Origin of the sequence: Pseudoalteromonas sp. SG45-1 (genome assembly GCF_014164135.1) — a bacterium.
In the GTDB taxonomy this organism is placed as follows: Bacteria; Pseudomonadota; Gammaproteobacteria; order Enterobacterales; family Alteromonadaceae; genus Pseudoalteromonas; species Pseudoalteromonas distincta.
Genome location: NZ_JACJEP010000005.1, coordinates 177,287 through 190,577, shown reverse-complemented (window position 1 = coordinate 190,577; position 13,291 = coordinate 177,287). Strand labels below are relative to the sequence as shown.

General features: G+C 37.8%; 11 protein-coding genes. 3 read left to right on the top strand and 8 right to left on the bottom strand.

All coding sequences use genetic code 11. The features are described 5' to 3' along the window. The first annotated feature begins 20 nt into the window (after positions 1-20). On the top strand, positions 21-1,025 hold the full coding sequence (gene ltaE / locus H5117_RS06905) for a low-specificity L-threonine aldolase (RefSeq protein WP_182736849.1): 1,005 nt from the start codon (positions 21-23) through the stop codon (positions 1,023-1,025). Here the strand turns inward: ltaE and H5117_RS06900 are convergent. From H5117_RS06900 to H5117_RS06865, 8 genes are all read right to left on the bottom strand, one after another. After that, the gene (locus H5117_RS06900) at positions 1,008-1,592 is read right to left on the bottom strand and encodes a thymidine kinase (protein ID WP_154902930.1); all 585 of its coding nucleotides are present in this window, start codon (positions 1,590-1,592) and stop codon (positions 1,008-1,010) included. The two genes, ltaE and H5117_RS06900, sit on opposite strands and share 18 nt — an antisense overlap. Positions 1,593-1,685: 93 nt before the next feature. Continuing rightward, a complete protein-coding gene (locus H5117_RS06895) occupies positions 1,686-2,480 on the bottom strand; it encodes an amino acid ABC transporter substrate-binding protein (RefSeq protein WP_182695201.1) in 795 nt (264 codons plus the stop codon). 72 nt (positions 2,481-2,552) lie between these two features. Next, positions 2,553-3,023 (bottom strand): methylated-DNA--[protein]-cysteine S-methyltransferase, encoded by a 471-nt coding sequence (locus H5117_RS06890; protein WP_182736847.1) that lies wholly within the window; start codon positions 3,021-3,023, stop codon positions 2,553-2,555. After that, positions 3,023-4,375: a DNA-3-methyladenine glycosylase 2 family protein gene (locus H5117_RS06885; RefSeq protein WP_182736844.1), complete on the bottom strand. Its 1,353-nt coding sequence runs from the start codon at positions 4,373-4,375 to the stop codon at positions 3,023-3,025. The genes H5117_RS06890 and H5117_RS06885 overlap by 1 nt, the downstream gene beginning before the upstream one ends. A 74-nt stretch (positions 4,376-4,449) precedes the next feature. Next, positions 4,450-5,061: a superoxide dismutase gene (locus H5117_RS06880; protein ID WP_154902934.1), complete on the bottom strand. Its 612-nt coding sequence runs from the start codon at positions 5,059-5,061 to the stop codon at positions 4,450-4,452. Between the two features lie 22 nt (positions 5,062-5,083). Next, positions 5,084-5,590, bottom strand: a complete 507-nt coding sequence (locus tag H5117_RS06875; RefSeq protein ID WP_182736842.1) for a hypothetical protein — start codon at positions 5,588-5,590, stop codon at positions 5,084-5,086. Between the two features lie 79 nt (positions 5,591-5,669). After that, positions 5,670-6,152, bottom strand: coding sequence for a GNAT family N-acetyltransferase (locus H5117_RS06870; protein ID WP_002958990.1), 483 nt, complete (start codon positions 6,150-6,152; stop codon positions 5,670-5,672). 12 nt (positions 6,153-6,164) lie between these two features. Continuing rightward, positions 6,165-10,928 carry a PAS domain-containing protein gene (locus H5117_RS06865; protein ID WP_182736840.1) on the bottom strand — a complete coding sequence of 1,588 codons (4,764 nt, stop codon included), beginning with the start codon at positions 10,926-10,928 and terminating at the stop codon, positions 6,165-6,167. A gap of 251 nt (positions 10,929-11,179) precedes the next feature. Between H5117_RS06865 and H5117_RS06860 the strand changes: the two genes are divergently transcribed. Both H5117_RS06860 and H5117_RS06855 read left to right on the top strand, forming a co-directional pair. Beyond that, positions 11,180-12,046, top strand: a complete 867-nt coding sequence (locus H5117_RS06860) for a cation diffusion facilitator family transporter (RefSeq protein WP_182695204.1) — start codon at positions 11,180-11,182, stop codon at positions 12,044-12,046. 114 nt (positions 12,047-12,160) lie between these two features. Further along, positions 12,161-13,231 (top strand): PepSY domain-containing protein, encoded by a 1,071-nt coding sequence (locus H5117_RS06855; protein WP_182695205.1) that lies wholly within the window; start codon positions 12,161-12,163, stop codon positions 13,229-13,231. Positions 13,232-13,291: the final 60 nt, after the last annotated feature.

Here is a 13,291-nt window from a genome sequence, read left to right as displayed (position 1 = left end):
ATAAAAAGGATAAGGCAATCATGATAGATTTTCGCTCTGATACAGTTACAAAACCAACAAAAGAAATGCGCGATATTATGTACAACGCACCGGTTGGTGACGATGTATATGGTGATGATGAAAGCGTTAACCAACTAGAAGCCTATGCGTGTAAGCGTTTTAATTTTGAAGCCGCACTTTATTGTAGCTCAGGCACACAAGCCAACTTACTTGCGTTAATGGCGCACTGTGAGCGAGGTGACGAATACATTTGTGGCCAAAATGCTCACAATTATAAGTTTGAAGGTGGTGGCGCAGCTGTTTTAGGGTCTGTGCAACCACAGCCTATTGAAAACGATGCTGATGGCAGTATACCTTTAAGTAAAATAGCGACGGCTATAAAACCAGACGATTGTCATTTTGCAAAAACGCGATTGCTCAGCTTAGAAAATACCATTGGCGGAAAAGTACTCCCGATTGAGTACTTAGCCCAAGCACGTGACTTTGTTAATACGCATAGTTTAGCGCTGCACTTAGACGGCGCACGTGCTTTTAATGCCGCTGTTGAGCTAAAAGTTGGCATCACTGAAATTACAAAGCACTTTGACTCAGTTTCTATTTGTTTATCTAAAGGTTTGGGGGCGCCCGTAGGCTCTTTATTATTAGGCTCACCAGCACTTATTAATAAAGCAAGACGATGGAGAAAAGTACTTGGTGGCGGTATGCGCCAAGCCGGAATGCTTGCAGCCGCTGGACAATTTGCACTTGAGCACAATGTAGAGCGCTTAAAAGACGATCATGAAAATGCACGTTATTTGGCTCAACAATTAAGTGAAATCAGTGGCTTTACTGTCGATATGACTAACACCACTAATATGGTTTACGCAACATACAGTAGCAGTATAAATATTAAAGATATTGCTGAAGCGCTTAAACAACAAGGCATATTATTTAGTCCAAGCAAGCAGCTTAGGCTAGTTACGCATTTAGATATAACCCGCGAAGATATTGATACATTTTTAAATGCTTTATCGGCCCATATTTAACGCGGCTTTATAATGTTTGCGGCATACCGAAACATATCGGTCATTGCCGCCAATTTCTACTTGGTTACCATCGGCTATTGCTTCGCCATTTTCATCGGTACGCAGTACATGGTTTGCTTTACGTCCACAGTGGCAAACAGTTTTAAGCTCAACTAACTTATCAGCCCACGCAAGCAAATATTGCGACCCTATAAAGAGCTCGCCTCTAAAGTCGTTACGCAGGCCATAACACAATACAGGTATACCGAGTTCATCAACCACATCGGTTAATTGCATTACTTGTTCTTTTGATAAAAATTGGCACTCGTCAACTAACACACAATGGCGTTTTTTATCATTGTTGAGTGATTGAATAAGATCAAAAACATCTTTGCTAGCATCAAATACATGCGCATCTGCTTGCAAGCCAATACGAGACGATACTTTACCCACGCCTTGTCTATCATCAATGGCAGCAGTCAGGATCACAGGTTCCATGCCACGTTCTTTATAATTAAATGCAGATTGTAATAACGTGGTTGATTTACCTGCATTCATTGCAGAGTAGTAAAAGTATAATTGAGCCATTGTGGTGCCATTTTATAAAAAGTGCGCTTATGCTACCTTAATATTAAATTAATACCAATTTACAAACGCGAATTTTATTTTGTCAGGGCCTGTTTATTTAAGTGTTTGTAAGTATTTAATATACACAGGTGCACTTTCAAATTTTGATAACCACTGCCACATTTGCAAGCTTAGAGCATTATTTTCTTCATAGAATTTTTTTGAAAATACAAGGTAACCATGGCTGGTTTCGTAAGGGGGATAAATAGGTTTAACATTATTACCCTCATACGGATAACTCGACACTTTTAAGCCATCTACTTGGCATAGATCAACGCTCGCCTGCACTACCCCCTTATCTAGCAACTCAAAAGCTTTGCTTTTAGAAAACGTATTATGAATAAAAAATGGTTCTTCTTTTAACGCGCTATTTAGCCCATAACCATTAGGAATAGCTATCGTAAATGCTTTATTTTGAAATACTTCACGAGTCTCCCATTCCTTATGAAATTTATAACGCCCTATAAGGCAGCTGCCAAATTCACTTACTGCGTAGTCATCTTGTAACTTACCTTGCTCATCAACAGGGTAAACAGCAACGTTTTCTCGCCCTTTGCGGTAACTTGCAATAACAGCATTAACTCGATTAAATTCTAAATCGTTTAAGCATCTACGCCATGGCTTTCTAACAAATGATATTGCTACATTGGGCAATGCTAAATCAAGTTGTTGAAGTATTTCGATTGATGCACCAGGTTTATCTGTTGGTATATTTTGGCCATCACCTAAAAACATGGGTGCTATATTTTTGTCTTCGTAACAAAACACGAGACTTTGCGGCTTGCTAAACGCAGTAGCGGTAAACATTAAACTGGCAATAAAAAAGTAAACTAAGCTATTAATACGCATAATAATTTTTATTAGTTGATTATTTAAATTATAGGTTGAGTTAAGCAGACTGGCTATATTTTATCAATTAATTTACATTAATCCTTCGTGCTTCAGCAACCACAGTTTCCTATCAAGCCCACCAGCATAGCCCGTTAACTTTGCATTTGCGCCAATAATTCGGTGGCACGGTACAATAATACTAATCGGATTTTTACCATTAGCAGCGCCTACTGCCCTCACTGCTTTTGGGTTATTGAGTTGGTTAGCAATATAGCCGTATGTTTGCGATTGTCCAAAAGGTACTGTTAATAGTGCTTGCCATACACTTTGCTGAAATACCGTACCGGTTGTATCAAGTGGTACATCAAACATAGTGCGTTTTTTTGCAAAGTACTCATTTAACTGCGCAGCGCAAATAAGCACCGCCTTGTTAGTAACTTGCTCAAATGGCGTATGAGGGTGCTCAACTGGAGGATAAAAACCAACGTAACTCACACCTTTATCAGTCGCTTGAATAATTATGTCGTCTATAGGGCTCGAAATTGATGTTTGAATGATCATTATAATTGCTGCCAAAGTTGAAACGTTAAGTAAGAGCGAAAAGGAGCGCAATTAGCAGGCTCAAAAGGGTTTGCCGCCGCTTGAGCTTTTTTAACACCTAAGTCGCCATCAAGTAATATATCGGGTTGGCTTTGTCCTCGCAGCTTTGCATAATTTACTGTCCAAGGACCAATTCCCTTTAAGCTAAGCCATTCGTCTAAATCGTCATTTTCAGGATTTAGTGCACAAAACTGGGCTAAGTTGTGTAGCGCATTTTTGCGTGCTTGTGGCATTTTAAAAAATGCAAAATCACTATTAGCAACAATTTTAGCCGTAGGAAAATAAACGGCATCGCCCTCTTTTTCGCCTAATTCATCAACTAACTTTGTTACTAAATTATGCGCCGCAGTAACACTCACTTGTTGTCCAAGTACTGCCCTTATCCCTGCTTCAAAACTTGACCAAATCCCCGGAAGTCTGAGCCCTTCGCACACTGTAAACGCATTGTTTATATTGGCGCTTAAATGCATTTGAATTAAATTAATATCGGCATCTAAATCAAGCACACGGCGTATATTATTTATAACAGGTTGTAAGTACGCCGTATTGTCTATATTGATAGATACACTAAAGTGGTTTTTACTCGCTATAAATTCTGCGGTAAAACTTCCTTTATATTGATCACTTGTAAAAGTACGCCCGTAGCTCGTTTGTGTTATCCACTCCATTGGTTTTATCAAGCGCCTTTGTAAAAAGCCCTGCAAAGCAGGCCAATTATAAGGCGGCCTAAATGGCAGGGTTAAAGTGAGTGTTGACGTTGGCTTTTTATCGCCACTGCGCAGCTTCGAGGGAGCTATATTTAACTGCTGTAAAAATGCATCATTAAAGCGCCTAATGCTTTTAAAGCCTGCGGAAAACGCTATTTCGGTAAGGGGTAAATGTGTTTCTTGAATCAGTTTTTTAGCAAAGTGGCATTGGTTAAATAATCGATATTGCGTAATCGACACGCCAAAATACTGCTTAAACAACTGCCTTAAATAACGACTACTTACGCCTAAACGAGCTGCTAATTTTTCGCAGTCGTGCTCGTCATTTTGATCTATTAACTGTTTTGCTCTAAGTGCCGTCGTTTTTGTACCCTGCCATGCTGCGCTGCCTGGGGCACTATCGGGCCTGCAACGAATACAGGGCCTAAAACCATCTTGCGCCGCGTTATGGGCAAACTGATAATAAGCAACGTTTTTTTCGTGAGCCGTTGGTGCAGGGCAAATTGGTCTGCAATAAATACCGGTACTTTTTACCGCTACGTAAAAAAGCCCGTCAAAACGAGGATCGCGACTCTGACGTGCTTTTTGCCAATGTGAAGTGTACATAAACGGCTCTATAAATTAATCTAATAGAGCCTAGCTTATAGAAAATAAACTGTATTACTAGCCATATTCGGCACTCAACTTATTGCGGCTAGGTAGCGTTTTTCAACTTCAGTCCAATTAATTACATTATAAAAAGCAGCAATATAGTCAGGACGCTTATTTTGATACTTCAAATAGTAGGCATGCTCCCATACATCAAGTCCCAAAATAGGGGTATTTCCCTGCATTAAAGGGCAATCTTGATTAGCACTATTTTCTACAATCAACTTTTTATCTGGGGTCACACATAGCCACGCCCAACCACTGCCAAATTGACTAATTGCAGCAGCAGTAAATTGATCTTTAAACTTATCAAAACTGCCAAACTGTTCATTTATTGCCTGAGCTACACTACCTTCAGGTTCCCCTCCTCCTTCTGGGCTCATTACTTGCCAAAATAAGCTGTGATTAAAATGCCCTCCTACATGCTCTTGTACTGCTTTTTGTAAATTACTAGGCAGGCTGTTTATTCCCTTAAGTAATTTTTCAGCATTTGCGGTTGCATAAACAGTATCTGCTAAAGCAGCATTGGCTTTATTGATATACGTTTGATGATGCAATGTGTGGTGAATATGCATTGTTTTACCATCAATATGAGGCTCAAGCGCATCGTACTCATAGTTAAGTGCAGGCAAAGTAAAAGCCATAAATACTCCTTTTTCTTTTAAATTAGTGCAGTTGATTGTTTGTAGTGCTCTCTGAGCATAAGCAAAAATTCACTTGCTCTATTAGCTCAGGTAAAAAATGATAGCGTCTTGCAAATGATACAAGTTCATAGGACGTTTTAGTGTAATGATGCTTACTCACTTTTTGTATATCGTAATGAGTATGCTTAATTAGCGAACAGAGTGTTAAGTGTACTTCGCATAGCCATTTGCATGCATTTTCAGGCTGTTGCATAGCTATATAGGTATCAGCTAAATTATGCGACGCAACAACAAGTGCGGGTATGCAATGCTCAATAGCATGGATGACATTGTTATTAATCTGAGCATATAAAAACTGCTGAAGAAGATGATCTGCAAGTGTTTTAGCTAATAAGTATTTATCGCGGGCTTCGAGAAGTGCACCTTGTTCAAATGCATAATTACCTTGCATTATATTCGACTGCCAAGGGCTTAATGCTTGATCAAGACAAAGTAAATCTGAGTGGGATTGTTTTTGGTTTGAGATCATATAATCATCTGCACGTTTATTTGTGGGCGTGTAGTTAACTTACACACCCACAAACCTAAATGCAAATGATTTTCATTAACTATTTAGCAAAGTCTAGTAATTCCTGCCCTGTTAAGCGATATATAATCCATTCGTTTTGAGGCTTTGCACCAATGCTATTGTAAAAATCGATAGCGGGTTTATTCCAATCAAGCACTACCCATTCAAAACGACCACAGTCATTACTAATCGCCTTATTAGCTAAGTGCTTCATAATGGCTTTACCTGCACCATTGCCACGGCTATCTGGGCTTACGTATAAATCTTCAAGGTATAGGCCATTTTTACCTAACCATGTAGAGTAATTATAAAAATAGACCGCAAAACCAATTGGCTCATCACCTTCTAAACAAATTATGCTGTGCGCAGTAGCACCGTCGCTAAACAGCGTATCTAAAATAGCCTGTTCGTCTGTTTTAACTGCATCCGGTTCTTTTTCATATATGGCAAGTTCGGTAATAAAGTGCAAAATTGTTTTCGCATCACTTGGTTTTGCATCACGTATTATAACGGGTTGGCTCATTGTATTTTTACCTTAAATATACTGCTCTAATTTATCTTTTAAAATATCTAATTGAATCGGTTTGCTCAAGTAGTCATCCATTCCAGCGGTTATACAACGCTCTTTATCAGAGTCCATTGCGTTAGCCGTAATAGCAATGATCCTAATGTTTTTGTGTTGTATACCCGCCACGCCTTTACGAATAGCAGCGGTTGTAGCAAAGCCATCCATAACAGGCATCTGGCAATCCATAAGAACGAGCTTAAAGAAACCAGAATCGTGAGACTCTAATATATCTATCGCTAATTGACCATTTTCGGCAATTGTAACGTCACAATTAAGCTTTTTGAGCATTAATGTAGCCACTTGTCGATTAATTGGATTATCTTCTACAAGTAATATTTGGGTAGGTTCCTGCACCTTTTCTTTTTTAAGAGAGGAAATATAGCCTGAAGTAACAAGTGGGAGTGTCTCATCTGAATCATTACTTGTTATGACTGACAGTGCAGAAATTAAATCGGCAGTGGTTACAGGTTTGGGGAAATATGCCTGAAAGCCTGCATTAGAATAGCGCTGCGCACCTTCCATACCAGCAATACTGGTCATCATTACAAGTGGCATTGATTTATAATGTTCATGTGCTTTTAGTGCTTTACACAGCTCTATACCATCCATTCCTGGCATTTGCATATCAAGCACTGCAATGTCATACATGCAATTGTTACTTTTATACTGCTGCGCGCACATATCAAGAGCTTCGCGTGCGTCACATGCAAGCGCAACCTTAGCTCCCCAGTGCTCAAGCTGCTGTGAAATTACAATTCGATTTGTCTCGTTATCATCAACAACCAAAACGGTTAGCTCTTCCATATTAATATTAGGAATATAACGTTCTTTTTGATCTCCCGGAGTCAGCATTATAGTGGCAGTAAAAGTACTCCCTTTACCGGCTTCGCTAGTGAGAGAGATAGCCCCCCCCATTAGTTCACAAAGCTGCTTACAAATAGCCAGCCCTAAGCCACTGCCTCCATATTCACGCGTTGTTGATGCATCGACTTGAGAGAAAGGGGTAAATAATTGCTCTTGTTTTTCTAAACTTATTCCTATGCCTGAGTCCTTTATACTTACAACAAACTCTAAACCTTGAGCTACTTTATTAATTTTCGCGCTTACAACAACCTCGCCTTGACTCGTAAACTTAACGGCGTTGCTCAATAAATTGGTAATAACTTGGCGAATGCGCCCTGGATCGCCGCATAACTGCGAAGGCTCTAGCGCTACCAGATCCAAAATAATTTCAATACCTTTGTCTTGAGCTGTAAATGCTTGTGCGGCAGCAACTTCACCAATTAAATCACGTCCATTAAAGTTAATTTCTTCAAGCTCGATTTTACCTGCTTCAGCTTTAGAGAAATCTAAAATATCATTAATTACACCCAATAAAGAATGTGCACTTTTTTTGGCTATATCTACTTTTGTTTCTATTGGTTTAGATAGCGACTCTAATTGAACAAGCTCTAGCATACCGAGTACGCCATTCATCGGCGTTCTAATTTCATGGCTCATGGTTGCTAAAAATTGGCTCTTAGCAATGGCTGCATCTTCAGCTTTCACGAGTGCTACTTTTAGCTCCTCACTAATTACTTTTCGTTTTTGAGAAACTAAAGTGCTTCCCACTAAAGTAGCTAATGAGCGAAGATACGTTTCTTCACTTTGCGTCCAGTTGTGATGCTCGCCTACTGTTTCAGCGCACAAAATACCTAAATTACCATCGCCTGTTGCAATTACAGCATCAAGCATCGATTTAATATTTAGTGGTGTTACATATGCTTCAATAAAATCAACAGTTGCTGAGTGAGTATAAACATCATCAATAGCCACTAAATTATGTTTATAAATAGCATTAAAATAAGCTGGGTAGTCTTTAGCAGTTAAAATAGCGTCGGTATCTACAAACCCTTGACCATTTATATATAAGCAATGACACGTCATCACATCTCGTTTTTCGTTAAAGATCCATATCGAAGCTCGTGTAACATTTAGCACTTCACACATAGATTTAACGGCTAGCTTTTTAACCTGTTCTACATCACTATTTTGCACCTCAGGTGCGACTGTAAGCGCGGCTAAATTTTTGTTATAACGATTTGCTTTTTCGCTCTCAAGTTCAAGTCGTTTATGTGCATCAATACTTTGAAATGAACCAAACACACGTACACATTTACCGTCTTTAAGCTCAGCTTGGCCCATCGATTTAACCCAACGCTCTTGCCCAGAATAGGTCAAAATAATAAGCTCTACACTCCAGCTTTCACCTAAAGTCACTGCGCACTCAAATAAGGTACTTATAGTATCTCGGTGTATGCCTGGTTTATAAAAGTTAATAGCGGTATCTATGCTCGGTTCAAAGTCCTCTGGTACTTCGTGAATAACTTTAACTTCATCAGACCAATAAAGTGTATGCGCATCTAAGTCCATCTCCCATGCGCCAATCTGCCCTTGCTTACTCATTGATTCAAGTAGGCTTTGCTGACGATTTATTTTTAACTGTGTATTGTAACGCTCTGTAATATCAAAAATAAATCCATCTAAATACAATATGCTGCCATCATCTGCGTAAATGGCTTGGCCTTTTTCATTTACCCAATGTAAGGAGCCATCGCGGGCTGTAATCCTATACTCAACAGACCATGACTGCTTAGCGCTAACACAACGTAGAATTTCATCTTTTATTTTTTTAGAATCGTCTTCGCATATCAAATCAAAAAAGCTGGGGGGTTCATCATGTATCAACTCATCAGGTGAATAACCTGTTATTCCACTCGCTTGCTCGCTCATATAAAGCATGCTTAATTTATTATCAAACTTACATCGATAAATAATGCCAGGGATATTTGATACCAAAGATGCAAACCTATCGCGGCTTCCTTGTAGCTCAAGCTCTGTAGATTTTCGTTCTGATATATCTAAATGCGTACCTATCATACGTTTTGGAGAGCCATCGGTATTCCACTCAACTACTTTTGCAGTATCGAGTACCCAAATCCAATGTCCATTTTTATGCTTCATGCGGGCTTCACTAACAAAATAGTCAGTCTCACCGGCAAAGTGCTCTTGAAGTTTTTTATTTGATATCACTAAGTCGTCTGGGTGAGCATATGTATACCAAGTATCTATAGTACAAGGCTCAATCTCACTGAGTTTGTAACCTATTATCTCGGCCCAGCGGTTATTAAACGTCACTTTATTCGTATCAATATACCAATCCCAAATACCCACGGCTGTTGAGTCTATCACTAACTGTAACTGTGTTTTGTGTTGCTCAAGCTCTAGCTCTTGTACTTTCAGGGCTGTAATGTCATTACGAATAGCAATATAGTTTTGCGGTTTTCCATTTTCATCTAAAAATGGTGCAATCGTCGTATCTACCCAATATATGCCACCATGCTTAGCTTTATTGCATATTTGCCCGTTCCATATATCACCACGTTTAAGCGTTTTATACATATTTTTAAAAAATGCTTTTTCGTGTTTTCCTGAATTTAAAAGGCGATGGTTTTGACCTATTAATTCGTGTTCATCGTAGCCACTAATCTCACAAAATTTCTTATTTACAAAAGTGATGGTGCCATGCAAATCAGTTACAGCAACAATAGCGTGTTCATCTAATGCACTTTTTTGCTCGGCTAATTGTTTTAATGCAATTTGAAGTGCAGAGCGTTGCTTTTGTAATATACTGTGTTGCTCTTCTTTTACGGCTACTAAATTACGTAAACCCAATGAAAGCTGGTTAAACTCAATACTGTCGTTTATTACAGGGACTTTTACCTTATCTCCTTTTGTAATACTTTCAACAATTTTAGCTAAGTTAATTAAAGGTCTAGAAAGTCGACGCCCAAACCACCACGATGACGTTAATATAAGCAGCAATGCCCCCGCATTTGTTAATAAAGCAAGCTGTTTATAAAAATTAGCACCTTGTAGTGCAACTTCTTTTGGTTTTGTTACAAGTAATTGCCATCCAGATTCATTTAAAAACTCTAGAGAATCAATATACCCGTATAAAGTCTCTTCATTTTTATTACTGTAAGAAAAAACACGTTGCGTTGGGGAGCCGTTTTGAGAGAAAAATAGTGGTTGAGAATCTTCTGAATTATTATTTTTTTGAATTTTATTATTATGCATAACATAAAATGTTATGTCTTTATTTGCAGCGTGTATTTTACTTAGATTATTTAATAAGCCGTTTAAATTTATATCTGCGAGCAATATGGCTTGTAGCTTATTTTCGGTATTTACTAACGGTAAGCCAATAATATGATACTCACGCCCTGAGACTGTCATTGACTGAAATTGGATTTTACCTGTATTTTTAATACCAGAGCGTATGTTATTAAAACGTTGATCTTTAATAATATTAAAAAAGGGTGATGAAGGTAGTGATTTAACGAGGTTTACATCAATAAGTTCTACATTATTAACAAAGTCGTACTGCTCAACAAATTGCGCTATTAATTGTTGTTTTTTAGTCGGGCTAATATCAAACTGCGCCCTAAGCAAATATAGATCCTTAACATGCTCTGCAAACCAAATATCAGCAAATTGCTTACCTATATTATTAAGCTCGTTTAGTTCAGCGTCTGCATTTTGCTTAAGCGTGCTATTTACATGTCCAAGGCTAAACCAAGTAAGTATACATAGTGGCCCTAAGGCTATAATTATAAAGGTTATAATTAACTTACTTCGAACAGACTGTCCTTTACCTGTTAATTCATCAAAGTTTAAACCTTTGTGCATGCTTAATATCCAGCAACTTATAATCATTTAATATTACTCACATTAATGCACTAAATATATAAAGACGCAAGTTTTGAGCGGTAAACTCCTTAAAAAATGGGTGTTTAGCGTTACAATATTAAATTCACACTTTTTAAAATATACGCTTTTATTACTAACTTATAATTAGATTTATTGACGCTACCACATCTGTAGCGGTTTTAAACCAGCCATGATATAAGCAATATTCAATTAATACATTTGAGGTCATTATGGCGCACGATCACTCACATAGTCATGTAGACGAAAACCAGAGCGATAAACAGCTAACCGTCGCTGTGGTTATTAATGTATTGCTAACCGTAGCCCAAGTTATTGGCGGGGTATTTTCGGGCAGTTTGTCACTTATAGCCGATGCACTTCATAATTTAAGTGATGCTGCCGCTATATTTATCGCGCTCGTTGCACGTAAAATTGGTAATAAACCTGCTGACACCACTCATCATTTTGGCTATAAACGCGCTGAAATACTTGCCACACTTTTTAATAGCAGTACATTGATATTAATTGGTGTGTATTTAATTTTTGAAGCCATTTCGAGCTATTTAAACCCTCAACCAATTAATGGTTGGATAGTTGTGTGGGTGGCAGCAATAGCATTGATTATTGATTTAGCAACCGCATATTTAACCTACCGAGCTGGCGCAAATCACAGTATAAATATAAAAGCGGCCTTTATTCATAACGTATCAGATGCAATGGCATCTATTGTTGTTATTATTGCGGGCACCTTAATTATTTTATACCAGTGGTATATCGTTGACTTAATTGCCACTGTGCTTATTTCTCTTTATGTAATTTATCATGGCATTTTACTATTAAAGCAAAGCTGCAAAATTTTAATGCAAGCAGCGCCTAGCAATATTGATATACACGCAATATCACATGCTATTAGTAATGAATTTAATATCGAATCGGTAGTTAGCATTAAGCTTTGGCAACTAGATGATAAAGAAAATTATTGTGAGCTTATTATTGGCACTCAGCACTTAATTAATTTGCCAGCAGTAAAAAGCTTTTTACACGACAATTTTAATATTGAAAATTGCATAATAGAAATCCGACCAATCGCAAATTAAAGCCCAATTTAATGCTCTTAATAACAAGCTAAACCAAATACATAACTATTTAATTGAAAACAGCTCGTATTATCATTTACAATATTGTCATTAACTCATAATGAGATACCGTTTTTGAAACTTTGGTTACGTAGAATTCATTTAGGCCTTGCCCTAATTAGCGGACTATTTTTATTAATAGTGAGCCTAACCGGTGCTGTTATGATTTATGCAAAAGACATACAGCACCTAATAGAGCCTGAGAAATGGCAAGTAACACCCCAAAAAAACTTAATGCATTACGATGAACTTATACAAAATGTACAAGCTCAAACTAAGCAAAAAATCACCTTTTTTATGCCCGAACAAGCGCCAAACGCAGCATGGCAATTTCGGTTAGCCAATAAACACTACGCCAGTGTTAACCCCTACTCAGGGAGTGTACTAAACATCTATGAATCAACCGATACGATTTATGGGTTTGCTATGGGATTACATCGTTGGCTGTTGTTTGAAAACAGTAAAGGTGAAAAAACCTTTCGAAATTGGATGTCGGTGTGTGCATTGCTACTTTTAATAAATGTATTACTGGGCTTTTATTTATGGGTAAAGCCCAAAAACAGAGTTAAACGTTTAGCTATAAAACCAAAAGCCAAATTTAGAGTGCTCATGTATCAATTACATACAGTGCTTGGTGTTTACTTTTTTATACCGCTTATGCTGATTGCCTTTACTGGTATGGCATTTAACTGGAAAACACAAACTCAATCGGTATTAGAATTTGTGACCTTAAACAAGGTAGAACAAAGACCTAAAGCACCAAAAGTAATAACCCCTTCTCAAGCTACTTTAAACTACAATGAAGCAATTAAAAATGCAGAGAACGTATTTCCAGACGGTAAATTATATAGAATTTACTTACCTAAAAAGGATGACGAAGCAATTGCACTGAGAATGCAAAACCCTGGCGAAAGTCACGCTTACAGCTGGGTTTGGACTAACCCATTTACGGGTAAAGTATTAAACTCATTTGACGCCAGTAAAACAAACTTCACAACACAAGCATGGAACTTCAAATATAAGTTTCACATTGGTGATTTTGCAGGTCCTATCGTGCAGTTTTTATGGTTATTAATAGCCCTTTCACTCGCATTTTTTATTGTAAGCGGTGTGTATTTCTGGTTAAAACGCCATAAATGGAAATAAATCTCATTAACACCTGTGTCATTAGTTGATAATGATTACCATTACGTAAATTGTTATCAA

Coding starts and splice junctions, on each gene's coding strand:
- ltaE (WP_182736849.1), top strand. CDS start 21: ATGATAGATTTTCGCTCTGATACAGTTACAAAACCAACAAAAGAAATG.
- H5117_RS06900 (WP_154902930.1), bottom strand. CDS start 1,592: ATGGCTCAATTATACTTTTACTACTCTGCAATGAATGCAGGTAAATCA.
- H5117_RS06895 (WP_182695201.1), bottom strand. CDS start 2,480: ATGCGTATTAATAGCTTAGTTTACTTTTTTATTGCCAGTTTAATGTTT.
- H5117_RS06890 (WP_182736847.1), bottom strand. CDS start 3,023: ATGATCATTCAAACATCAATTTCGAGCCCTATAGACGACATAATTATT.
- H5117_RS06885 (WP_182736844.1), bottom strand. CDS start 4,375: ATGTACACTTCACATTGGCAAAAAGCACGTCAGAGTCGCGATCCTCGT.
- H5117_RS06880 (WP_154902934.1), bottom strand. CDS start 5,061: ATGGCTTTTACTTTGCCTGCACTTAACTATGAGTACGATGCGCTTGAG.
- H5117_RS06875 (WP_182736842.1), bottom strand. CDS start 5,590: ATGATCTCAAACCAAAAACAATCCCACTCAGATTTACTTTGTCTTGAT.
- H5117_RS06870 (WP_002958990.1), bottom strand. CDS start 6,152: ATGAGCCAACCCGTTATAATACGTGATGCAAAACCAAGTGATGCGAAA.
- H5117_RS06865 (WP_182736840.1), bottom strand. CDS start 10,928: ATGCACAAAGGTTTAAACTTTGATGAATTAACAGGTAAAGGACAGTCT.
- H5117_RS06860 (WP_182695204.1), top strand. CDS start 11,180: ATGGCGCACGATCACTCACATAGTCATGTAGACGAAAACCAGAGCGAT.